Source organism: Mesorhizobium sp. M0563 (assembly GCF_040321065.1).
Classification (GTDB): Bacteria; Pseudomonadota; Alphaproteobacteria; order Rhizobiales; family Rhizobiaceae; genus Mesorhizobium.
This window is the reverse complement of record NZ_JAMYQV010000010.1, coordinates 1-22,013: the sequence shown is the minus strand read 5'-3', so window position 1 is coordinate 22,013 and position 22,013 is coordinate 1. Positions and strand designations below refer to the sequence as shown.

Annotated in this window: 20 protein-coding genes; 13 read left to right on the top strand and 7 right to left on the bottom strand. The window is 61.5% G+C overall.

The window, feature by feature from the left end:
- Positions 1-114 precede the first annotated feature (114 nt).
- Positions 115-543 carry a CBS domain-containing protein gene (locus tag NKI50_RS14765; protein WP_023677862.1) on the top strand — a complete coding sequence of 143 codons (429 nt, stop codon included), beginning with the start codon at positions 115-117 and terminating at the stop codon, positions 541-543.
- A gap of 90 nt (positions 544-633) precedes the next feature.
- On the opposite strand, the gene NKI50_RS14760 is transcribed toward NKI50_RS14765, so the two are convergent.
- Entirely contained in the window at positions 634-1,113 is a 480-nt protein-coding gene (locus NKI50_RS14760; RefSeq protein ID WP_352480830.1) for an Hsp20/alpha crystallin family protein, read from the bottom strand.
- Between the two features lie 267 nt (positions 1,114-1,380).
- Here NKI50_RS14760 and NKI50_RS14755 point away from each other — a divergent pair, with 267 nt between their 5' ends.
- Both NKI50_RS14755 and NKI50_RS14750 read left to right on the top strand, forming a co-directional pair.
- Entirely contained in the window at positions 1,381-1,818 is a 438-nt protein-coding gene (locus tag NKI50_RS14755) for a DUF2267 domain-containing protein (RefSeq protein WP_352641801.1), read from the top strand.
- Positions 1,819-1,866: 48 nt separating this feature from the next.
- Positions 1,867-2,337, top strand: a complete 471-nt coding sequence (locus NKI50_RS14750; protein WP_023720888.1) for a YbhB/YbcL family Raf kinase inhibitor-like protein — start codon at positions 1,867-1,869, stop codon at positions 2,335-2,337.
- 39 nt (positions 2,338-2,376) lie between these two features.
- Here the strand turns inward: NKI50_RS14750 and NKI50_RS14745 are convergent, their stop codons facing one another.
- Both NKI50_RS14745 and NKI50_RS14740 read right to left on the bottom strand, forming a co-directional pair.
- The gene (locus NKI50_RS14745) at positions 2,377-3,852 is read right to left on the bottom strand and encodes an FAD-dependent oxidoreductase (RefSeq protein ID WP_352641804.1); all 1,476 of its coding nucleotides are present in this window, start codon (positions 3,850-3,852) and stop codon (positions 2,377-2,379) included.
- Between the two features lies 1 nt (position 3,853).
- The gene (locus tag NKI50_RS14740) at positions 3,854-4,903 is read right to left on the bottom strand and encodes a hypothetical protein (RefSeq protein WP_352494208.1); all 1,050 of its coding nucleotides are present in this window, start codon (positions 4,901-4,903) and stop codon (positions 3,854-3,856) included.
- Positions 4,904-5,265: 362 nt separating this feature from the next.
- Between NKI50_RS14740 and NKI50_RS14735 the strand changes: the two genes are divergently transcribed.
- The gene (locus tag NKI50_RS14735; protein WP_245278662.1) at positions 5,266-6,129 is read left to right on the top strand and encodes an alpha/beta fold hydrolase; all 864 of its coding nucleotides are present in this window, start codon (positions 5,266-5,268) and stop codon (positions 6,127-6,129) included.
- A 650-nt stretch (positions 6,130-6,779) separates the two neighbouring features.
- Here the strand turns inward: NKI50_RS14735 and NKI50_RS14730 are convergent.
- Complete coding sequence (locus NKI50_RS14730; RefSeq protein ID WP_352480825.1) at positions 6,780-7,103, bottom strand: glycosyltransferase family 9 protein; 324 nt, start codon at positions 7,101-7,103, stop codon at positions 6,780-6,782.
- A gap of 430 nt (positions 7,104-7,533) precedes the next feature.
- On the opposite strand from NKI50_RS14730, the gene NKI50_RS14725 reads away from it, so the two are divergent.
- Positions 7,534-8,250 (top strand): pentapeptide repeat-containing protein, encoded by a 717-nt coding sequence (locus NKI50_RS14725; protein WP_352716996.1) that lies wholly within the window; start codon positions 7,534-7,536, stop codon positions 8,248-8,250.
- Positions 8,251-8,631: 381 nt separating this feature from the next.
- On the opposite strand, the gene NKI50_RS14720 is transcribed toward NKI50_RS14725, so the two are convergent.
- Positions 8,632-9,210 (bottom strand): transposase, encoded by a 579-nt coding sequence (locus tag NKI50_RS14720; RefSeq protein WP_352588404.1) that lies wholly within the window; start codon positions 9,208-9,210, stop codon positions 8,632-8,634.
- A gap of 26 nt (positions 9,211-9,236) precedes the next feature.
- On the opposite strand from NKI50_RS14720, the gene NKI50_RS14715 reads away from it, so the two are divergent.
- The gene (locus NKI50_RS14715; RefSeq protein ID WP_352641826.1) at positions 9,237-9,584 is read left to right on the top strand and encodes a hypothetical protein; all 348 of its coding nucleotides are present in this window, start codon (positions 9,237-9,239) and stop codon (positions 9,582-9,584) included.
- Between the two features lie 192 nt (positions 9,585-9,776).
- Here NKI50_RS14715 and NKI50_RS14710 read toward each other — a convergent pair whose 3' ends face one another.
- The gene (locus tag NKI50_RS14710; protein WP_352484985.1) at positions 9,777-12,632 is read right to left on the bottom strand and encodes an ATP-binding protein; all 2,856 of its coding nucleotides are present in this window, start codon (positions 12,630-12,632) and stop codon (positions 9,777-9,779) included.
- A gap of 226 nt (positions 12,633-12,858) precedes the next feature.
- Between NKI50_RS14710 and NKI50_RS14705 the strand changes: the two genes are divergently transcribed.
- The 7 genes from NKI50_RS14705 (at position 12,859) to NKI50_RS14675 (ending at position 19,435) form a co-directional block, all read left to right on the top strand.
- Positions 12,859-14,220, top strand: coding sequence for an epoxide hydrolase family protein (locus tag NKI50_RS14705; protein ID WP_352716993.1), 1,362 nt, complete (start codon positions 12,859-12,861; stop codon positions 14,218-14,220).
- An 87-nt stretch (positions 14,221-14,307) separates the two neighbouring features.
- Positions 14,308-14,736 carry a DUF6130 family protein gene (locus tag NKI50_RS14700; RefSeq protein ID WP_352641810.1) on the top strand — a complete coding sequence of 143 codons (429 nt, stop codon included), beginning with the start codon at positions 14,308-14,310 and terminating at the stop codon, positions 14,734-14,736.
- Positions 14,733-16,013: an epoxide hydrolase family protein gene (locus NKI50_RS14695; RefSeq protein WP_352641812.1), complete on the top strand. Its 1,281-nt coding sequence runs from the start codon at positions 14,733-14,735 to the stop codon at positions 16,011-16,013. The genes NKI50_RS14700 and NKI50_RS14695 overlap by 4 nt, the downstream gene beginning before the upstream one ends.
- 37 nt (positions 16,014-16,050) lie before the next feature.
- Positions 16,051-16,707: a VOC family protein gene (locus NKI50_RS14690; RefSeq protein WP_502900367.1), complete on the top strand. Its 657-nt coding sequence runs from the start codon at positions 16,051-16,053 to the stop codon at positions 16,705-16,707.
- A gap of 155 nt (positions 16,708-16,862) precedes the next feature.
- The gene (locus NKI50_RS14685; RefSeq protein WP_352641817.1) at positions 16,863-17,897 is read left to right on the top strand and encodes a redoxin domain-containing protein; all 1,035 of its coding nucleotides are present in this window, start codon (positions 16,863-16,865) and stop codon (positions 17,895-17,897) included.
- Positions 17,898-17,925: 28 nt separating this feature from the next.
- Positions 17,926-18,960, top strand: a complete 1,035-nt coding sequence (locus NKI50_RS14680; RefSeq protein WP_502900366.1) for an alpha/beta fold hydrolase — start codon at positions 17,926-17,928, stop codon at positions 18,958-18,960.
- Positions 18,961-19,015: 55 nt separating this feature from the next.
- Positions 19,016-19,435: an Ohr family peroxiredoxin gene (locus NKI50_RS14675; RefSeq protein ID WP_352496626.1), complete on the top strand. Its 420-nt coding sequence runs from the start codon at positions 19,016-19,018 to the stop codon at positions 19,433-19,435.
- Positions 19,436-19,800: 365 nt separating this feature from the next.
- On the opposite strand, the gene NKI50_RS14670 is transcribed toward NKI50_RS14675, so the two are convergent.
- The gene (locus tag NKI50_RS14670) at positions 19,801-21,729 is read right to left on the bottom strand and encodes an adenylate/guanylate cyclase domain-containing protein (protein WP_352717052.1); all 1,929 of its coding nucleotides are present in this window, start codon (positions 21,727-21,729) and stop codon (positions 19,801-19,803) included.
- Positions 21,730-22,013 lie beyond the last annotated feature (284 nt).

The following is a 22,013-nucleotide window of genomic DNA, read 5'->3' as shown; positions in this document are numbered from 1 at the left end:
CGAGAGGATAGCGATCGCACAAGCCTCGTCCGGCCAGCTGGCAATCTCGCGATGCGCGGCAACAGCGCGATTGGCGACTTGTTGCCTCAGCAATCAGAGAGAGGAAATATTCCCATGCAAGTTCAGGAGATCATGAGCCGTCGGACCGAACTGGTCGGCCCGAACACGACAATCAGGGATGCCGCCCGGAAAATGCGGGCCGACAATCTCGGTGCCCTTCCGGTCGGCGAGAATGACAGGCTGGTCGGCATGGTGACGGACCGCGACATCGTGATGCGCGGCGTCGCCGAGGAGCGCTCAGCCGGCAACACGACCGTTCGCGAGGTCATGTCCGAGCATGTCTATTGGTGCTTCGACGATGCCGATATCACCGATGCGGCGAAGATCATGGCCAAGCATCAGGTGCGTCGTCTTCCGGTGATCAACCACGACAAGCGCCTCGTCGGCGTCATTGCCCTGGCCGACCTCGGGCGGACCGATGAGGAAGCCGCCAAGATCGCTCTCGAAGGCGTTTCCGAGGCGACGGACGATCCCCGGCGCTAGACGCTCGCCCTGAGCGGTTGCCGCCGTGCTCGCCGCTCTCCTTCCACAGGGGCTGAACGCCGCCTGCTGAGGCAGCCTTCAGTTTGGCAACTATCGCGCTTTCACTTCTATGCGGCGTGTTTTGTCCTTTGCAGCGGGATTCTTCGGAAGCTCGACAGCCAAAACGCCGTTCCTGAAAGTGGCCTGCACCTTGTCGGCATCGATCTCCGTTTCCAGGAGGATGGTCCGCTGAAACCGGCCATAACTGCGTTCGCTGTAAGTGCGGCCGCCGTCGCCTTCCTTGTGCTCCGAACGCTTCTCGCCTGTAATGGAGAGGGTGTTGTCGCGCAGCTCGAGCTCAACATCCTTCTGCTCGAGCCCCGGCAATTCGGCGGTGACCTTATAGGCTTGGTCTGTTTCATATACGTCGACGCTCGGCCAAAGACCGCCCGCCGTAGTCGCTTCGGCCATTGGCGCAAAGAAGTCGTCGAACAGGCGATCAATCTGCCGGTGAAATGACGTGAGCGGGTCTCGCGCGGATGGGTAGAGGCTGCGCGATGGCGTCCTGGGCGCCAAATCGTGATGTGCCATGGTTCTTCTCCTGTTTCTCGTGTCTGCATCACTCGTCGCCATGTGATCGGCGACGGCAAATAAAACTCGTCCGCCCATGAGGATGTTCCGAGCGCCGGCCAAGAAAGGCGGTCGAAAAAACAGCGGCAAAAAGCCGGCCCGAATTCCCTCCTGGCGGAACCTCCGACAATGAATGCGCGTCAGGGCATGCCCATCGGGGAACAACGGGCAGGTACGGCTGTTTGGTCGTATCAGCCGTAGTCGGATTTGAATGGAAGGAGGATTTCGATGAACGCCACTGGACTCGACGTATTCGACAAGACGCTGCAGATCACGAACATCTGGCTCGACGAGATCATGGACGAGATTGGGCCGGATCGGCAGGTCGCCTGGCACGTTCTCGGAGCGGTGCTGCACGCCTTGCGGGACCGTATGCAGCCGGATCTTGCAGCGCACCTCGGCTCGCAGCTGCCGATTCTGGTGCGCGGCGCCTTCTATGACCAATATCAGCCTTCCAAAGCTCCCGAGAAGATGCGGTCGCTCGACGAGTTTCTGGCCAAGATCAAGGCGGAGCTGGAATTTACCCGTCCGGTCGATTCCAAGGATGCATTCAGGGTCGTGTCCAAGGTGCTCGCCCATCACGTCGGAGAAGGACAGATGCACAAGGTCTGCGAATCCCTGCCAGGAGAGATAAGACGCGTCGCCGAAGCTCAGCAAGCGGCGTGAACGGCGCGGCGCGGGTTTCTCGGTCGCAACCTCCTTGGGGAAATAGCAATGCCACTTACCCTTATCAGCCCGGCGTTCCCGGCAGGCGGAACAATTCCCGAAAAATATGCGCGTGACGGCCAGAACGTCTCGCCGCCGCTGAAGTGGTCCGGTGTTCCGGATGGTACCAAGAGCCTTGTTCTTGTCGTGCAGGATCCCGATGCACCAAGCGGGGTTTTCGCGCACTGGGCGGTGTTCAATATCCCGCCGGATGCCGGCGGACTCGCCGAGGCCGAAGACGGCAAGCCCGGCCCGTCGGCCCTCAGGCAAGGCACCAACGATTTCGGCAATGCCTATTACGATGGTCCGCAGCCGCCTGCAGGGCATGGCGTCCACCATTACCACTTTCTGCTGGCAGCGCTCGATGTGCCGAGCCTCAGCGTTCCGGGACAGGCGGGCGTGCATCAGGTCTGGAAGCAAGCCCAGAAACACGCATTGGAGGAGACGGAGTTGGTCGGAACCTACGAACGGCCGGCGTGACGCGGGCCGCGTCGGTCGCCGCCTTCACAGTGGCCGCCTTCACAATGTAATCTGGGCAAGCGGTTTTCGGGCAGGGCCGTGGATGACCGAACCGTCGGCGGCGAAGATCGAGCCGTGGCAGGGACAATCCCAGGTGTGGTCCGCATTGTTCCAGGTCACGGTGCAGCCCTTGTGGGTGCACGTCGCCGAAACCGCCTGGAGTGCGCCTTCGGTGTCTCTCCACGCCGCAATCTTTTCGTCTCCCCTGACGATCACGCCACCCATGCCGGGCGCAATGTCGTGGGTGCTCGAGACGATCGATTGGCTGCGGCCATTCTTGTGGAAGTCCTCGGGGTAGGGCCGGGCCGGATCGTAGAGTTTTTGCCATGGGCTCGGGCGGCCGCAGATCAGGTCGGCTATCATCGTGCCCACGGCCGTCCCGTTGGTGATGCCCCAGGCGTTGAAGCCCGTGGCAATGTGGAAGCCGGCGGCCTTGGCGGGATCGGGTTCGCCGGCGTATGGGATCCTGTCGGCCGTATCATAGTCCTCGTTGCACCAGCGCCACGCGACGTCGCCGACCGGAAGGTTCCTTCTTGCCCATTTTTCCAGTTCGACAAACCGCTTCGCCACGTCGCCATCCCAGCCGGTGTTGAATTTAGGGCCAAGCGTGACCAGCAGTGGACCTTCGGCATCACGGCCTGTGCGAATGGAATGCGTCGGGTCGTCGATGCCGATGAACATGCCGTCGACAGGGAGGGGATCATCGATCCGAAAGGCCATCACGGTGTGGCAGCGCGGTTGCGTCCGGTTCGCCATGCCGACGGGGCTCTTCACCGTCATGTTGGTGGAGACGACGACGTGCCCGGCATCAACGGCGCCGCCATCTGTGACGACGCGCCAGCGGCTTGCCTCGTCGATCGAGGTGGCGCGGCTGTTTTCGAAGATCCGGCCGCCACGGGCCGTCACCGCTTCCGCCAGACCAACCAGATACATCGCCGGATTGAACTGCGCCTGGTCGGGGAACCGTAATGCCGCGGCCGTTTCGAAAGGCAGCGGTGCGCGTTCGAGAACCTCGGCCTCTAGCCCGACCTGGCGCGCGGCCTCCGCCTCGGCCGCGACCTCCGCGCGCCGGCGATCGTCGCAGGTGTAGGTATAGGCTTCCTTGCTCTCGAGATCGCAGGCGATGGCGTAGTTGTTAACCCAATCGCGGATTTGTCGGGCGCCGGCGGAATTCGCATCGGCGTAGACCTGGGCCAACTCCCGGCCGACAGTGTCGATGAGATGACGATAGATCAGCGTATGCTGCGTGGTGATCTTGGCCGTCGAGCGGCCGGTCACCTGGCCGCCCGTGCGCAGGCCTTCGAGGACGACCACCGATCGGCCCGCCTCGCAAAGCCGAAGCGCCGTCGTCAGCCCGACAATTCCAGCCCCCACGACAACGGCGTCCGCATGGATCGAACCTTCGAGCTGGGGATAGTTCGTGGATCTGCCTGCCGCCACCCAACAGCTTCCCGGTTTTCCCAAGAGAATGGCCATTTCAACCGCGTTCCTTGCGTCTCGGTGCACTTCCATCGACAACCGCGCCGGCAGAGGAACGTTCCCGAGCTTGGTCGCTTTCAATCATTGTCTCGCCACCCCGGGTCAGAAAAGCACCAGGAAGATGCGAGGTGCAGGCCATCACCCACGTGATCGCCTCGCGGTCGTATTCGTCGCCGGAGCGCCAGTCCTCGAAGAAGGCGTTCAGCCTATCGACACGCCCCGGCCAGATACCGGCGGCCTGCAGGCCGAGCGAAACGCCGTAATTGGTGAAGGCGAACTTGGTGTCGCCCAGCCATGGGGCACGGCTGAAATAGCCGGGCGGGTCGACCCACATCGTTTCCAGGCTTCGCAGGGAACGCCTCGTCTGGGCCTCGGCCCACGGCTCGTCGGGAAAGAAATGGGCGAGCCACAGCATCATGCCGAGGCCGAGGTCCTGCTCGATGTCGAGGGTGCGCCAATCGCGCTGCATCAGATCACGCATTTGCGCGATCTCGGGCGCCAGTGCGTCCTCATCGAGCGTCCGGTAAGAGACGTAGCCGTCATAGGCATCCATGCTGCCGAGACCGTAGCCAGGATATGGGCTGCTTAGATCCTCCTGCATCTTCCAGATCACACCGCGGCCGGGGACCACAAATGCCGGGTGAATGTCACGCGCCAGCGCAATGCCGCGCTTGCGGTATTCCGGCTTCAGATCGCCGAGGCGCGCCAAGGCGAACAGCCACATCGCGAGATAGTGGAAGTACTGGCCGTCGCGATCGGCCGCTTCGCCGATCCTCAGTCCGCGCCGGCGGCCGAGCACACGCTCGACATTGGCGACCAGCCGCTCGGCCGCGTCCAGCCAGCGCTGTTCGCCAGTTTCTGTGTAAAGCGAGACGTAGAGCACGACCCCGAATGCATCGGTCCACAGATATCGCAAGCCGTTGGGCCAGATGCCTTCGGCGCGCATCCAGTCGAGTTTTCGCAGGACGTAGTCGACGTCACGCAGCATCGTGCCAAAGCCCGAACTGGCCGAGCCGGCCGATGTTCGGTGTCGCGCGATTGTGAGCATGCAGAATTTCGAGCATGTCTCTCCTCCGTTGCGGTCGATCTGGCCAGATACCGCGAAACGATCTGATCGGCGGCAGGTTCCTTGGCGCTTTCAACGGCGCGACCGGGAACCCTCCGCCTAGTCATAAGTTTGCGAATTGGCCTTGGACGGTGCGGGGACCACGTGGCCCGAACTCATGCCCGGACTGGCCGAGCGGAGCAGTACAGAAAGCGACAATCGCGCGAACAAGACAAAGTGCACTGTCACCGTATTTGTGTTTTGGAAGTCAGTTGCCGCGTCTATTTTTCCACGGAACCTTCCAGCGAGAGCATCGTAAACAACGGGATGCGGGAGGTTGCAGCCTTTCGATCAAGGAGGCAAAATTGCGACACCGCCAAGTCAAAGTTAACGGAGACGCTATTTTCTTTCGCGAGGACGGCCCGGCCGACGCTCCGGTGCTTCTGCTGCCGCACGGCTATCCCTGCTCGTCCTATCAGTTTCGAAGGCTGATGCCTGGACTGGCAGATCGCTGGCACACGTTCGCGCCGGATTTTCCTGGCTTCGGTTACAGCGCCACGCCCGACATGGCTGCATTCGGCTACGATTTCGATGCCTATGCCGGGTTTCTGGCGGCTTTCGCTGACGCGCTCGGCCTATCCCGCTATGCGCTGTGGCTGCACGACTATGGCTCGCAGATCGGATTGCGCCACGCCATCGCCTATCCGGAGCGCGTTGCCGCGCTTATCATCCAGAACGGCGACATCTACGAAGACGTGCTCGGCCCGAAATACGCAGCCATCAAGATGTATTGGAACGATAAGACGTCCGAGAAGCATCGCCCGCTGGAAGATGCGGTCAGCGAGGAGGGCTTCCGGCACGAGTTCATCGGTGAAGTTGGCGAGGCCGTGGCCGAGCGCGTGCCACCGGATCTGTGGAAACTCCATTGGCCTCTGATGGACACGCCAGCCCGTCGGCGGCTTGCGGTCGGCCTGATGGAGAAGCTGGAGGGGAACCTCAACTGGTTCCCGAAATACCAAGCTTATCTGCGCAAACGGCAACCGCCGACACTGATCGTCTGGGGTCCCGAGGACGGCTATATGCCGGCCGCATCGGCCCGCGCCTACAAACGCGACTTGCCGCAAGCTGAGTTCCACCTCCTCGATGGCGCCGGCCACTGGCTTCTGGAAACCCATTTCGATGAGGCGCTTGCGTTGGTGCGCGACTTCCTTGCACGCGTCCACGGCTGATGACCGATGCATCCCTCGGGTAACCTATTGAAAGCATGGTGAACCGACCGGTCTGTGGCGAACCAGTCTCCGTTTGATATTTCCTGCTAACAGGCAAAAAGCAGGGTATTTGTGCGAATGCGCGCTTTGGGCGGGCAGAACATCAATATCTTGTCGCGATGTCAGCTACTTAGTGGGAGATTTCCTGCGCGAGGCGTCAGGGAATATCGACCAGATTTGCGTGAATATTCGCGGCCGCCGGTGAATTAACAGGGAAATCCGTTGTCGTTATGTGGGATGCGATTGCCGTTAGCTGGGATCGAATGTTCGTTATCCGGGAACGCGCTGCCGTCTTGCGGAAAATGAACGCGCAATAACGGTTCGAATCGCGCTTGCGAGGGAATGCAATGCTCTCACCCGGAAAGACCTTGTCATAGCGCGGGAGGCGATTGTCGACTCGCAAGAGGCTATCTCAAGGCGATGAGCAGTAACCGACGGCGGGGGTGAATAGGGGTATTTTGCTGACTTGGCCGTTCATGAGACGCAGAGTGTAGTTTACGATATCTCGGTTCTGGATCGAGGCCCGGCTTTGATCTGATGGACCTAGGCCGCTCGCCGTCGATCCGGCCAGTTGTTAGGTCCGCCGCTTCAACGAACTAGCTGAGCTGAGCTTAACGATTCGGTATTGATTTGAGCGTTTCGAACTCGATCAGGTCGAGGGTAGCTGTGGTGACCTCCTCTACTCGCACGCGATGCACACAGTAGACGCCACCGGGATTGTTCGGCTTGCACAAGTTGGGAGCAGCGCATTGGCAGGGCAGCCGAGGCGCCACGATCCGATGCGGAACTCCGAGCGGCCCCCAAATGTCCGGCGGTGTCAAGCCGTAAAGGCCGACGACAGGAGTCCCTACTGATGCCGCCAGATGCATGGAACCACTCTCATTTCCTAGAAAGATAACGGCGTCGCCAAGCAATGCCGTCAGTGCGACTAGCACCCCGTGCCGGGTCAACCTCGCCGTCGGGAAGTACCGACCGGTGCGGAACCAAGCGGATTCACGCTTGTCGGCAGCGGACGCCGGCGGTTGGCGGTCTGCACTCGAGCAGGCTCCCAATTAGCGAGACAAGCGTCCAGAGCGGAGGCCAATCTTGGCACGCGACTTCGCCAGCCTGAACGACCGCTCTCCTCGGCTTAGTCAAGCATACCTACGGAATGATGCGCCTGGCCGGTGACAAATGAATCTCTGCTGGACCGCCGATATGGGGAGGCGCTCGCAAATCGCGCCCTACGCGCGGGTTGATCTGTTGATCAACATCAAAGCTTGAATATGAGAAATGCGCCAACTGTGACGGCGGTGGTCACCGTGGCTCGAGTGTCAGCAGATGTGGTAAGGGTGAGTGTCGGCGAGTAGCAGAGGTCCAGCAACAATGACTTTGAGGCGAACCAGAGCTTACGGCACATCCGGCTTGGTTCTAGCGGTTTGCACTGTGTTTGCTTGGCAGAACGCCGCTGCCGCTCAAAATTGCGACGCAGCCGCGACGCCTGGCGTCAATTGGCACGAGTGTGACAAGAAGCTTCTCATCCTAGAAGGACAGGACCTGAGCGGGGCGAACCTGTTCGGTGTTGATTTCACTTCGACCGACCTCAGGAACAGCAATCTCCTTGCGGCAAATCTTGAGAAGGCAACGCTTGTGCGTGCTTCCCTGGCCGACTCGACCGCCAAAGGCGCCCGGTTCGACAGAATCGAGGGCTACAGGACCGACTTCAGCCGTATGGACGCGCAGGGCGCTGTGTTTGCGAGCGCGGAAATGCAGCGCTCGAATTTCCAGGACGCCAATCTGACCAATGTTGATTTCACAAAGGCAGAACTGGGGCGTGCGCAGTTCCATGACGCCGATATCAGCGGCAGCCGCTTCTCGTTTGCCAATCTCGCACGGGCGGACTTCCGAGGAGCGAGGTTCACCGCGCCGATAGACTTTGACCGCGCCTTTTTCTTTCTGACCCGTATCGAGGGTGTCGATCTTTCCAATTCGGCGGGTCTGTCCCAGTGGCAGCTCAACATGGCTTGCGGAGACGCCCGGACCGAGTTGCCTTCTGGCTTGACGAGGCCTGAAGATTGGCCCTGTCAATTCCAGCAGGAATAGTTGTCGGCAAGCGAACTGCGGCAATGCTGCACCCGACAGGATTCGAACCTGTAACTTCTGCCTTCGGAGGGCGCAGATCGTCCGCCAAAGTGGCACGTTTCTGCGGTATTGCTATTGGCGAAATCGCGGCCGAAGGGTGTTTGTGCCCCTTCCGTTCACCGCTACCGGTTCAATCGAACCGGTAGCTCCTGTCCGAATAAGTGGCAGCAACTCTTGTATCGTCGAGAATGACTACCATCGTCGTGATTATCATTCAGAAGCCTGGCACCAACGCGTCGATCATACTCGCCTCGCAGCACTTGACATAGGCCGCGGCATCTTGGGGGCTTAAGCTTTCGTCGGTCAAACGCCTGTCGAATGCATCTAGAGTATCCGTCTTGGTCAAGGAAGGGATGGCGACCATTTCCGGTCGTCCCTGATGAGGGCGTTAGCGAGAACGACGAGCTTTCTCATGATGGCGGTTAAGGCGAGTTTTGCAGGTTTTCCGCCGTCTCGGAGGTCTTGGTATTTTGTCTTGAGTGACTGATTGAAACGGACCGCGACGAGGGCTGGCATGTAGAGCGCCTGCCTGACCGACGATCTTCCTCCCCGGATGAAGCACTTGCCCTTCCACTGCCCCGACTGGCGATCGACCGGTGCGAGGCCGGCGAGGCTTGCGACCTGCTTGTTGGCAAGGGTTCCCAACTTCGGCATGTCGGCGATGATGGCGAAGGCTGTGACTTCGCCAAGGCCTGGGATACTAGTGAGGATGTCGAAGCGACGGACAAGATCTGGCTCGCGGGCGACCAGCGTACGACATTCGGCGTCGATCGCATTGATCTGGGTGGTGATTTGCCTGAGCCGCTGCTCGGCCTGGCGCTTCAAAAGCGGGATGGTCAGGTTCTTCTGCCTGTTCTGCGCGGCGGTACGGTCCTTGACCAATGCGCGGGGGACTGTCGGGAATTCTGTGCGCGAGGCCATGATGATGGAAAGGAGAGAATCATCGCATGGCTATTGAGAAGGAACTTCTGGACCAACTGCTTGCCGGCCGCGATCCGAATGAGGTGTTTGCCAAGGACGGATTGCTCGACGACCTCACGAGCGCCGAACCGGGAGAACACCTCATGACCCAGCATGACCAAGTTGCTCGTACGACCGCGCCACGCCGGCGACGGTCAACGGGATGTTATGTGCACATTGCCGTCGAGCCGGTCGTCACGCACACCAATCCCGTCGGAATCAACGCTCCAGGCTCTGCGACCGGGCCCGGAAGCCGCTTCCACGCCATGCCCACCGCATCCTATGCGGAAGTTCGCGACAGACCCAGGCACGCTCCGAAACACAAATCCCCATAGGCCGTCGTCTGCGGCCCGCGGGTTCCTGCATGAGAGACTTTCGTACGCCTGACGGCACCCGAAACCCTTCAGCATGTCGGTCATTCAGCCAGCCACTCCTGTCCTCCCGAAGCCGACATTAATAGTGCCCACACCACCGTCGAAATTGCGCCGAGAGGGGACGACACCATTAGGAGAAGTGGCATTGAGGCTCTACCTCAGTGTCGCCAGCAGGTGTTCGGCAGCCCCGACATCCGCCGTATTCAGGCTCTCCACAAAATACGCCGCAACCGACTGCAAGAGCTCGCGAGCGCTGTTGATCTCCCCGCGCCCGGCCATCAGCGTCGCCATGTCGATTGCGGTTCGCAACTCCCATGCCCGTGCGCGCTGACTTCGGCTCAACTCCAGTGCCTGCATGAGGTAGGCGGCAGCTTCATCACGGTTGCGCTCCGACTGGAGAAGGAGGCTTCCCTTCATCCGTAGCAACTCCGGGAGGTACAACTGGTCGCCGTTCTTTTCGACTTGACCAAGCGACTCGTCGATCAACGCAATGGCTTCATCAACCTGACCGATCGCGGACAGTCCCCTAACTAGCGAGAGGTTGAGCGGCGTCGTGAGCAATTCATAAGGCGCCGCGTGGAGCTTCCGAAGAGATGTCTGCAGGCCCTCGACGCCGCTTTTTGCATCGCCGTGACGGATCGCGACTTCGCTTTTGAAGCCCCGACCGACCAGCAGGTACGGAGTCATGGAATGGGATTCCGCGCGGGCGATGAGCATATCTATGTACGCCTCGGCGCTCTTCAGGTCACCGGTCCACAGGAAGACCGATATCGCCCAGATCAACGCGATCGCCAACGTTAGAGAATGATCCATGGCGGCAGCCTCTTCGACGGCCTGTCGGGCGTGTGCCATGGCTTGGTCCGGATGGCCTTGTAGCCAAAGGTTCCTCGCCAGGATGGCCCTGGCCAGGATTTTGCCTTCGAAGCCCAGATAGATCGTCGTGGTCCGCTGGGAGCGCGGCCCACGGTCGAGCGCCGCCTCCAGCTCTGCGCGGGCCTCCGCGAGGTCGCCTCGCAGGTGGAGCGAGATGCCCAGGATCGAGTGTGCCAGCGCGTTGACGACCGAGTCGTCCAAGGTCGCGGCTGTGGCTGAACAACGCCTTGCAAACTCAAGGGCGGTTGCGAAATTGCCCGTCCGCAGATGGAACATGTTGAGCGAACCCAACAGACGCACCCGGTCCAGCGGATCGCCGCGCTGCTCGGCGATCGCCAGGCTCCTCTCCAGAGCTACGCGCGCCCTGTCGCGTCCTCCCCGCATGAACATGAAGGACACGCCGAGGGCTGCCTGAAGATGCATCTCGTCAAGTCCGCCAAGGGCGGCATCGTCGAAAGCGAATATTGCTCTTTCAGACCAGCGATGACACTCCGGCAACAAGGACATTGCCAGGAAAACCGGCGCGACAGCGCTGGCGAGTCCGACGCCGATGTTGGCGTTTCCGCTGTCGCCGAAGCACCATTCCAGGGCAGCCCGGACATTGTTGATGGCGGCGAAGTGGGGCGCCCGCTCCTCACCGGTCGCCAGGCTTGGCCACTCGATCCCGGTCTGCTCCAGCCATCTCCGATAGTAGGCGGCGTGGCGCACTGCCAGATCGGCAGCCTCGGCGTCATCGATCCGGATGTCGAGAACGTAGGCGCGCGTCGTATCGAGGAGCCTGTAGCGCATCATTGCTCCAACCGGACGCGTCGCCACGATCGATTTGCCGACAAGACTGTCCATGGCGCCAAGGACGGTCGATCGGTCGAGGGTCGCGCTCGTCACGACCTCCAGGGCGGCATCGAGCGTGAAATGACCGACGAATACAGCGAGCCTGCGAAGCACCACGCGCTCAACGTCGGTCAGGAGCCCAAAGCTCCAGTCTAGTGTCGCCTGCAAGGTCTGCTGACGCGGCGGCGCTGTCCGTGAACCGAGCCACAGCAGTGTCAGGCGTTGATCGAGAAGCGCGGCTGTCTGCTGCAGCCCATAGGATTCGACACGTCTGGCCGCCAGTTCGATCGAGAGCGCCACCCCGTCAAGCTTTCGGCAGATGCTTGCGATGATCAAGGCCTCGGCGTCGCCGATGTCCAAACGAGCGCCACCTGCCACCGCTCGCTCGACGAACAGCTGGGTGGCCGGGAATGTCTGGACGATGGCCGCCGTTAGCCCCGGTTCGTCGGGCGGAAACGCAAGCGCATCCAACCGGCAGATATGTTCGCCCTCGACCCGAAGCGCCTCGCGGCTCGTCGCCAGGATGTAGACCTGTGACGCCGCATCGACGATGCTCGAGGCCAGAGGCGCCACCGCATCCACGAGATGCTCACAGGTATCGAGGATCAACAGAATCCGCTTGTTGCGCAAGTAAGCGATCAGGTTGGGCGTCGCATCCTCTGTTTGAACCGTTAGTCCAAGCATCGAGGCGACGGCTGTCGTCACCAGACCGGGATCGCCGATCATTCCCAGATCGACGAACAAGACCGCCCCTGAAAATGCTTCGATCAGGTGATGCCCGACTGCGATCGCGACGGTGGTTTTGCCGACGCCACCGGCGCCAACGATGGTGACGAACCGCGAAGCATTCAGCTGCACCGACAGCTTAAGAACATCCTCGTCCCGTCCGACCATCCGGCTCAAGCGGTTTGGAAGATTCGCGTGCGGAAACTCAGCGGCAATGAATAGGGCTTCGTCGCGTGGGCTGTTTAATCGCAAAACCGGCGCAACGAAGCAATAGCCCCGCCCCGGAAGCGTCGCGATGTACCGCGCGCCATCCTTTCCATCGCCCAGCGCCCTGCGCAGTCCGGTCATGTGGAACCGCAGGCTGCCTTCCTCGACGACGACATCCGGCCAAACCCGCGACATTAGATCTTTCTTGCTGACGACTTCATTCGGTGCAGAGGTCAGGACTATGAGAATGTCGATGGCGCGCGAACCCAACTCTACGGGAGCGCCTTCTCTTGTCAGGAGCCTTTCACCCGCAGCAAAATGGAAAGGGCCAAACGACAATCTGTCTTTGGCTTGTATTCCCGTTTTCGTCATGGCGTCTTCTTTTGGAGCCGCCTGCACCCAGCGCCGCAGTTTAAGTCAAGGAGCGCTCCTGCACCATAGGGAGTCTCACAGTCTAGGCGCCTCCTATCTGCTCAAAAAAGCGGCAGGCTGGCAGCGGCTAACACAAGCTCACGACGCATAACGGGCTAATCCCGCCTCCTGGGCGTAGTTCAAGCTACGTAGATAGATCGCAAACCCATCAACCCAGGAGAGACCCATGGACACGACCAGAACCTCCGAAGCAATCGACCAGGATCGCCGGCGACTTTTGGGCACTGCGGCGGCCGGCATCGCCGCCGCCGGCGCGGCAAGCCTGCTCCCGTCGCAATTGGCCGCCGCATCCACGAGCGATGCCATCCGCCCTTTCTCCGTCAGTTTCCCGCAGGAGGAGATCAATGAGCTGCGCCGGCGCATCGCCGCCACGCGCTGGCCCGAGCGCGAACTCGTCTCCGACGAGGCGTCCCGGCGGATCTGGTCGACCCCAGCAACTGTAGGGCCAACGCAGGGCGTGCAACTCGCCACAATGCAGAAGCTCATGCAGTACTGGCGAACGGAATACGATTGGAGCAAGTGCGAGGCGCAGTTGAAGGCGCTGCCGAATTTCGTCACTGAGATCGATGGGCTCGACATCCACTTCATCCATGTGAAGTCTAAGCATCAGGGCGCCCTGCCTGTCATCATCACGCACGGCTGGCCCGGTTCGGTCATCGAACTTTTGAAGATCATCGACCCGTTCACCAATCCCACTGCGCACGGAGGCACGGAGGCGGAGGCGTTCGACGTGGTGATCCCGTCGATGCCGGGCTACGGCTTTTCCGGCAAGCCCACCGAAACCGGTTGGGATCCCGGGCGCACCGCGCGGGCGTGGATCGTGCTGATGAAACGCCTTGGCTACGACCGCTACGTCGCGCAGGGCGGCGATTGGGGAGCACTCATCACGGAACAGATGGCCCTGATCGCACCTCCCGAGCTGGTCGCCATCCACACGAATATGCCGGGGACCATTCCGCCGGAGATCGTGAAGGCGCTGGCCTCCGGCGGTCCGCCCCCCGCTGATCTTGGCCCCGACGAGAAGCGTGCCTACGAGCAGGTAGCGTTCTTCTACCAAAACGGCCTGGGCTACGCCAACGAGATGGCTCTTCGTCCGCAAACGCTCTACGGGATCGTCGATTCACCGGCCGGCCTGGCGGCGTGGATCCTCGATCACGATGCGGACAGTTATGCGCTGATCGCCCGCTCCTTCGATGGAGAGCCGGAGGGCCTTACCCGCGACGACATCCTCGACAACATCACGTTCTACTGGCTGACGAACACGGCGATCTCGTCGGCACGTCTCTATTGGGAACATACGCAAACGGCGAAGGCCGGCTTCTTCGACGCCAAGGGCATCACCATTCCCGTCGGTGCGACTGCGAACCCCAGTGAAATCTACACCGCACCGAAGAGTTGGACCGAACGCGCGTTCCCGAAGCTTCTGCACTATGGCCGCACGGACAAGGGCTGCCATTTCGCCGCCTGGGAGCAGCCGAAGAGTTTCACCGATGAGGTGCGCGCAACATTCAAGACGTTGCAGACATGACGTGTTGGCGGGGGATGGCGCGCCGGACGCGCGTCATCTTCCGCCCAGCGATAGCTGCGTAGCGAACCTCCGAAGGGAGCGACTGCAATGAACCCCCTCATCAAGACGCTCGCCGCACTCGCGGCTTGCACCGTGCTCGCCACGGGCGCGTTTGCCCAGAGCACGGTCGTTCCCATCGACAACGAGCCCGCACCCAAGCTGATCGTGGAGCCGCCGCTTCCGGGTCCGCTGGCCGGCGGCGTCGTGTTCATCCCGTACCGGGTGGAGAACTTGCGCATCCTGCCTGTGGGCGGGGCGGTCGCGCGCAACGTGTCTCCGCGGGTCGGGCATCTGCACGTCACCGTCGACGACCTGCCTTGGGCGTGGGCGGACTACGGTCAGAGCAACACCATCATCTTGGTGGGCATGCCAAGCGGCCAGCACATGGTGCTGATCGAGGTGGTGGATCCAGAAGGCAAAGTCTTCACCAAACAAACGGTGACGTTCCACACTCCGGACAAGAAGGTGCAGCCATGAGGCTCGACCAACTGGCGGCCGTGCTGGCATTCGGGCTTTGCATCCTTTCCGCGCCCGCCTCCGCCAACCCGGTCGAGGATCGCTCGATCCGGCCCTTCAAAGTCTATGTGCCGCAAGCGCCGCTCGATGATCTTCGCAGTCGCATTGCGCAGACACGGTGGCCCGACCGGGAGACGGTCGATGACCAGTCGCAGGGCATACAGCTCGCGAAGATCAGGCCGCTCGTCGAGTATTGGGGCACGGCCTACGACTGGCGGACAGCGGAAGCGAAGCTGAATTCCCTGCCCCAGTTCATGACCACGATCGACGGCGTGGACATCCACTTCATTCACGTTCGCTCGAAACATCCCAATGCCCTGCCGCTGATCATGACGCATGGCTGGCCCGGCTCGGTGCTGGAACTGCTCAAGACCGTCGGCCCGCTCACCGATCCCACGGCGCATGGCGGTAGCCCGGAAGACGCGTTCGACCTCGTACTGCCGTCGTTGCCGGGTTTCGGCTTCTCCGGCAAACCCACAGATACTGGCTGGGGTACAGACCGCATTGCACGAGCCTGGGCAGAGCTGATGAAGCGCCTTGGCTACACAGATTACGTCGCCCAGGGCGGCGACTGGGGCTCTCCCGTTTCGAATGCAATGGGACGTCTGGCCCCGGCAGGCCTGCTCGGCATTCATGTCAACCTGCCGGCTGTCGTACCGCCAGAGATTGCCGCGGTGCTCGCCGCCGGCGGACCGGCGCCGGCGGGGCTCATGGACAAGGAGCGCGCGGCGTTCGATGCGCTCAGCATGGCCGCCAAGATGGGGAACAGATCCTACGCCACGATGATGGGCACCCGGCCCCAGACGATCGGTTACGCCATCAATGACTCCCCCGCAGGGCTCGCCGCTTGGATGCTCGGGCATCCGGGCTTTTCGGGCTGGACCTACGACAAAAGCGACCCCGAAAAGTCGCCTGACGAGGTGCTGGACGATATCACGCTGTACTGGCTGACGGACACCGCCACCTCGTCCGGGCGAATTTACTGGGAGTACGGCGGCGGGCGCAGTCCCGTTTTTGCCGGCCCTGAAAAGACCAGCGAAGTCTCGCTGCCGGTGGCCATCACGGTCTTTCCGGGGGAAGGCTATCGGGCCCCCGAGACCTGGGCCCGGCGCGCCTACCCCAACCTGATCTACTTCCATGAGGTCGACAAAGGCGGCCACTTCGCCGCGTGGGAGCAGCCGGAGCTCTTTTCTGCCGAGTTGCGCGCCGCGTTCAGGCCGCTGCGGCAAACCAAATAACCACCTCACTCGAAAGGAACGACAAATGTCTCAAACCATGAAAACGCCCAGTGACGAAAAGCGCGAAACTGCGACCGGGACCCTCAAAAAGCAGGCGCTCGACATGAAGCTCGAGGTCGTGGTCATCCCCGTCTCGGACGTCGATCGCGCCAAGAGCTTTTATAGCGGCCTGGGCTGGCGGCTCGACGGCGATTTCGTCGTCGGCGATACGTTCCGGGGTGTGCAGTTCACACCTCCGGGCTCGCCTGCCTCGATCCACTTCGGCACGGGGATCACGACGGCGGCGCCAGGCTCGGCAAGCGGACTTTATCTTGTCGTGTCGGACATCGAGGCGGCGCGCGCCGAGCTCATTGGCCACGGCGCCGAGGTCAGCGAGGCGTTTCACCGCACAGGTCCCGGCAAGCCGGCGGTCAAGGGGCGCGATCCCGAGCGGCGCAGCTACTCCTCGTTCGCGACGTTCAAGGACCCGGACGGCAACGAATGGCTGCTGCAGGAAATCACCACCCGCTTTCCCGGCCGGATCGACACCACGACCTACGCTTCCGGAGCGGATCTTGTTGCCGCGCTGCGACGCGCGTCGGAGGCCCACGGCGAGCACGAGAAGCGCAACGGCGGCCAGCGCGATGAGAACTGGCCGGACTGGTACGCGGAATACATGGTGGCTGAGCAGGCCGGCAAAGAGCTTCCGCTCTGAAGGACTCAGCGCGCAGCGCGCCGCTGAACCGTCTGCGCGGCGATATCGATCGAAACTGAAAAGGCGTCGTCGATGAAAGCAATTAAGCTGCTCGTCGCCGTGGCGCTCGCAATGGCAATCGGGCTCCGATTGCCAGTTTTCTGGGAGACACGAATGTGGCTCAGCCGATAGCCTCCGCACCGATGAGGGTTCCGTTCCTTCACGGACTTTCCTCCGACCAGTTCGAGGGTCAATCCGAGCTTGCTTCGCTTGGCGTGGCGCACGAGTGGATAAATTCGCCGCCGCTGACGGCGTCGGCTTTGCATGGCAAGGTCGTCCTCATCGATTTCTGGACCTACACCTGCATCAACTGGCTGCGCACGCTTCCCTACGTTCAGGCCTGGGACGAGAAATACCGGAAGCATGGTTTGGTGGTGATCGGAATCCACGCGCCGGAGTTCTCGTTCGAAAAAGACCTGAACAACGTGCACCGGGCGGTGAAAGACCTGGGGATCGATTACCCGATCGCCGTCGACAACGACCATCTCATATGGCGGGCTTTCAGCAACCAGTACTGGCCGGCACTCTATTTCGTCGATTCGCGGGGACGCGTCCGGTATCACCACTTTGGCGAGGGCTCATACCAACAGTCGGAAATGGTCATCCAGGAATTGCTGACTGAGGCTGGCGCCGGCGGATTCGACCGTGAGCCTGTGTCGGTGGATGCCCGCGGCATCGAAGCCGCGGCCGATTGGGAGACCCTCAAGTCTCCGGAAAATTATCTCGGCTACGAACGCACCCAGAATTTTGCCTCCGGCGGTGAAGCGGTCTTGGACGCGCCGCACATCTACGACGTGCCGGCGCGACTACGCCTGAATGAGTGGGGGCTGTCTGGCAGTTGGACGGTAAGGAAAGAAACCGCCGTACTGAACAAGTCCGATGCCCGCATCGCGTACCGTTTTCACGCGCGCGACCTTCATCTGGTCATGGGTCCGGCAGCGCCGGGAACGTCTGTGAGATTTCGCGTGCTGATCGACGGGCAGCCGCCAGGCACGGCTCACGGCATCGACGTCAATGAAATGGGCGAAGGCGCAGTGACAGAGCAGCGCCTGTACCAACTGATCCGACAATCGAAACCCATCGTCGATCGCCAGTTCGAGATCGAGTTTCTCGACTCAGGCGTGGAGGTCTTTGCATTCACGTTCGGCTGATCGCCCGCGCAAGGATAGAGGTTCCCAAATGCATTCGCTCAATATCCCCCATGAAATCGACCAAGATCGCCGTCGGTTCTTTGGCGCCGCCGCGATGGCTGTCGCCGCCACTCAGTTCGGCCTGATCGGCCCGGCACAAGCGCAACAGACGACTGGAGAGCCTGCGGCGTCCTTTGGGCCCTTGAAGCGAATCGAGGCCGGCGTGCTGAGCGTCGGCTATGCGGAACTTGGACGGACCGACGGCCCGCCCGTCATCCTGCTACATGGCTGGCCGTATGACATCCACACCTATGCCGATGTCGCTCCTCTGCTGGCAGCGAAAGGCCACCGCGTGATTGTCCCCTACCTGCGCGGATACGGCACGACCCGATTCCTGTTGGACGACACGATGCGCAACGGTCAGCAGTCAGCGATTGCCGCGGACATTGTCGCCCTGATGGACGCACTGGGCATCGAAAAGGCGACGATTGGCGGCTGCGACTGGGGCGCGCGCACCGCGAACATCATTGCCGCACTATGGCCTGAACGCTGCAAGGCGATGGTCTCGGTGAGCGGCTACCTCATCGGCAACCAGCAAGCCGGCAAGCTGCCGCTGCCACCCAAGGCCGAGCTGCAATGGTGGTATCAATATTACTTCGCCACCGATCGCGGCCGCGCCGGCTACGAGAAATACACACGAGATTTCACCAGGCTGATCTGGCAACTCGCGTCGCCGCGGTGGAATTTCGACGATGCCACATTCGAGCGCAGCGCCGCAGCCTTCGACAATCCCGATCACGTGGCCATTGTGGTCCACAATTATCGCTGGCGGCTCGGACTCGCCGCCGGCGAGCAGCAATACGACGCGTTCGAGGAGCGACTCGCGCAGGCACCGGTCATCGGCGTGCCGACGATCACCCTCGAAGGCGACGCCAATGGCGCGCCGCATCCGGACGCCAGCGTATACGCCACGATGTTCCCGGGCAGATACGCGCATCGGGTCGTCACCGGCGGCATCGGGCACAACCTGCCCCAGGAAGCGCCGCAGGCCTTTGCCGATGCCGTTGTCGAAGTCGACGCCTGATCGAGTTCGCGGCAACCACCGAAGCGGCGGTTACCGCTACCAGCAAAGAATGCCCATGAGCCACATCACAAGGGTTGTCTATACGGCCAGGACCGCAACCACGGGCAGTCGCGAAAATGGCGCCTCGCGCAGTTCCGACGGCCTTCTGGACATCTGGCTATCGACGCCTGGATCGGCGCGCATCGGCACCAATCCGGAGCAGTTGCTCGCGGCCGGCTGGTCGGCCAGCTTCGCAAGCGCAATCGCATCTGCGGCCCACGAACGAAAAATCGCGCTGCCTGCAGGGATGAGCATCGAGGCCGAGGTGAATCTGAACTACGGAGAAAACGGCCACTTTCTTAACGTCCAACTGGATATTGCCGTGCCGAGTCTGGAGCGCGATGTGGTACAAATTCTGGTGGATGAAGCGCACGAGATTTGTCCTTACTCCAAAGCGACACGGGGCAACATCGATGTCGTAATGAGGATCGTCTGATTTGACCTAAATCGCTCTTCGGCGTTGAAGCTTTTGGCACCTCGCTCCCAGTCTGTTCAGGGTCAGATGATGATCATGCCCACATCGACGTGAATGTCCGCTTTCGATATCCACGGGCTCGAAGCGGCCGATCCGTTGTCGGCCCATTCCTGACATAATCGCCACTGCTCAGAAAATCACTTGCTCAGCCGGCTTCCACCGTAGGGATACTCACTTGAGCGTTTGACCCTGAGTTCTTCGTTCGCTAGCGGGAGCCTCGCGCGGCGTCACAACCATATGTGTCATCGCCTCCAACCTTCGGCGACAGCGCCCGCCAGTGCCGGGGCGATTCGCGGCTCACGTCTCCCTTTTGCGCCGAGCTTGTTCTATGGCTGCCCGAGAGGCTGCGCCTCCCCCGCCTCGCATTCCGGCAGCCGCACAGGTTTGGCGAGTTTTGCCAGCGACCCGGTCTTGGCGCACGCCGGGAAGCCGGCTAGCGGCATTGTCTCGATGAAACGACCGCGCTCCGTCTTGCTCAAGCTGAATTCATTGACCATGCCCTCGACGGTCAGGTCCGGATACCGTTTGAGGGTTTCCCGGACCGAAGCATTCGCCTCATCGATTCGACCCAGAGCCGCAAAGGAGCTGCTACGCACCACCCAACCCCCTTTGCCGTAGTTATCGGGCGTCTTGCGCTCCAGCATCTTCAAGGCGTCCTCATAGCGACCAGCCATAAAATAGGCAGTGGAGTAGAAAGCAGTTGCCCACATCGGGTAATTCGGGTCGAGCCGTATAACTTGGTCGACCAACTGAGCGCCGCGTTCGGGTTCGTCGAAGCCTGCCGCAAAGCCGGAATAGAATGTCAGGATTTCGGCCGAACCCGGAGCGAGGCGGAGGGCCGTGTCCAGCTCGACCTTGGCGCGGGCGTTGTCGCCCTTGTCTTTGAGGCTCATGCCAAAAACGGCGTGCGCCTCGGCGTCGCTCGGATCGAGCCGCACCGCGCGTTCGGCTACATCGGCAGCCGCCTTGATCTCGCTCTCGGGATTGATACCGAAGCCAGCCAATATGTTATGAGCATGATAAAGTTCCACCCAGGCGCGGGCGAACCCCGGGTCCAGCTCGACAGCGAGGTTGAGCAGCCTGATGGCCTCCTCCTCATCCGCTACGGTAATCTTTTCAATCCTTTCGGTTCCGAGCAGGTAGTAATCATAGACAGTCAAGTTGTCCGGCCGTTTACGCTTCGCTGCAGCCCGCCCCGCGCCTTGAATCAGCCCCACGCCGTTGCCGAGGCGGTTGGTGACCTGCTCGGCGATCTCGGTTTGAACGGCGAATACGTCTTCAGCAGGCCGGTCCCATCGCTCCGACCACAGATGGTTGCCGGTTTTTGCATCGATCAGCTGCGCGGTGATCCGCAGCCGACCGCCCAGGCGCTGGATCGAGCCTTCCAGCACATAGCCGACGTCGAGCGCACTCGCGACCTGGCGGACATCCAGCGACTTGCCTTTGTACGCTTGCGTCGAATTGCGTGCCACGACGTCGAGTTCGGGAAACTGCGCGAGATCGGTGATGATGTCTTCGGTGAGGCCATCGGCCAAACGCCCGGTGGCCTCGTCGCCGCCATAATTATTGAAGGGCAGCACCGCGATCGACGGCTTGGCCCCCAGTGGCGCAGGCTGAAAGACCCACCATGTCCCTCCACCCGCCAGAGCCAGCACCACGATGGCCGCCGCAGCCGTCCTGGCCCAGCGCGGCATCATTCCGAGAAGCGGGCGGCGCGCCGGCTTGCCATCGAGCCTCAGCCGGTACATCCGCACGGGGCGATTGATATTCTTGACTTGCTGCTCGCCAGCGAAATCGAGGGGCCAATCAAGCTTGCCCTGCAGATGGTCAAAGGCCGTGCCCGATACGATCACGCCGCCCGGGTCAGCGAGTTGCTGCAACCGAGCGGCGATATTGACGCCGTCGCCATACACATCGCCATCCACGAGCGCCACATCGCCAAGATTTATCCCGATGCGGAACACAATCCGCTCATGCTCCGGCAGTCCACCATTGCGAACGGCCACAGCTTTTTGAATTTCGGCTGCGCAGATTACCGCATCGACCACGCTGTCGAAGACGACAAGTGCGCCATCTCCTAATAGTTTGACAATTCGACCCTGGTGCAGAGCGATCGCCGTATCGGTTACGTCGGCCCGGATAGCTGTCAGGCGTCCGATGGTGCCAGCTTCGTCAATTTCGATCGCCGTTGAATAGCCGACCATATCCGCTGCAAGGATCGCCAGCAGTTTCCGGTTCAATGGAGGGACGATCATCATCCGGCCCCGGACCCAACATGGCTAAAATTGTACACCTATCGCGGCGCCCTGACGAGCCCGCCCGGCCAAAGCCAGGAGGTCGTCCATTAGCCCCAGTGGTCCGAAAGGTCGCTTCTGGCGCACAGCGGTCAGACGGGGCTGGACGCAAGGGCCGGCTATCTTGTCCAGTCATCTTGAAAGCTGACAGTCCGGTTCCGGCCGATAGTGTCCTGAAGGTTCTGCAAAAAGTTTTGGAGAGAGAACGGCGCTTGCTCTGAAGGGCGAGCGGCCATGGCACGGTG

What these genes read in the sequence shown, in the direction of transcription:
- NKI50_RS14695 (WP_352641812.1), top strand. Translation starts at nt 14,733, where the DNA reads ATGAGGCTCGACCAACTGGCGGCCGTGCTGGCATTCGGGCTTTGCATC.
- NKI50_RS14680 (WP_502900366.1), top strand. Translation starts at nt 17,926, where the DNA reads ATGCATTCGCTCAATATCCCCCATGAAATCGACCAAGATCGCCGTCGG.
- NKI50_RS14755 (WP_352641801.1), top strand. Translation starts at nt 1,381, where the DNA reads ATGAACGCCACTGGACTCGACGTATTCGACAAGACGCTGCAGATCACG.
- NKI50_RS14700 (WP_352641810.1), top strand. Translation starts at nt 14,308, where the DNA reads ATGAACCCCCTCATCAAGACGCTCGCCGCACTCGCGGCTTGCACCGTG.
- NKI50_RS14710 (WP_352484985.1), bottom strand. Translation starts at nt 12,632, where the DNA reads ATGACGAAAACGGGAATACAAGCCAAAGACAGATTGTCGTTTGGCCCT.
- NKI50_RS14765 (WP_023677862.1), top strand. Translation starts at nt 115, where the DNA reads ATGCAAGTTCAGGAGATCATGAGCCGTCGGACCGAACTGGTCGGCCCG.
- NKI50_RS14725 (WP_352716996.1), top strand. Translation starts at nt 7,534, where the DNA reads ATGACTTTGAGGCGAACCAGAGCTTACGGCACATCCGGCTTGGTTCTA.
- NKI50_RS14705 (WP_352716993.1), top strand. Translation starts at nt 12,859, where the DNA reads ATGGACACGACCAGAACCTCCGAAGCAATCGACCAGGATCGCCGGCGA.
- NKI50_RS14740 (WP_352494208.1), bottom strand. Translation starts at nt 4,903, where the DNA reads ATGCTCACAATCGCGCGACACCGAACATCGGCCGGCTCGGCCAGTTCG.
- NKI50_RS14690 (WP_502900367.1), top strand. Translation starts at nt 16,051, where the DNA reads ATGAAAACGCCCAGTGACGAAAAGCGCGAAACTGCGACCGGGACCCTC.
- NKI50_RS14720 (WP_352588404.1), bottom strand. Translation starts at nt 9,210, where the DNA reads ATGGCCTCGCGCACAGAATTCCCGACAGTCCCCCGCGCATTGGTCAAG.
- NKI50_RS14750 (WP_023720888.1), top strand. Translation starts at nt 1,867, where the DNA reads ATGCCACTTACCCTTATCAGCCCGGCGTTCCCGGCAGGCGGAACAATT.
- NKI50_RS14675 (WP_352496626.1), top strand. Translation starts at nt 19,016, where the DNA reads ATGAGCCACATCACAAGGGTTGTCTATACGGCCAGGACCGCAACCACG.
- NKI50_RS14670 (WP_352717052.1), bottom strand. Translation starts at nt 21,729, where the DNA reads ATGATCGTCCCTCCATTGAACCGGAAACTGCTGGCGATCCTTGCAGCG.
- NKI50_RS14745 (WP_352641804.1), bottom strand. Translation starts at nt 3,852, where the DNA reads ATGGCCATTCTCTTGGGAAAACCGGGAAGCTGTTGGGTGGCGGCAGGC.
- NKI50_RS14760 (WP_352480830.1), bottom strand. Translation starts at nt 1,113, where the DNA reads ATGGCACATCACGATTTGGCGCCCAGGACGCCATCGCGCAGCCTCTAC.
- NKI50_RS14715 (WP_352641826.1), top strand. Translation starts at nt 9,237, where the DNA reads ATGGCTATTGAGAAGGAACTTCTGGACCAACTGCTTGCCGGCCGCGAT.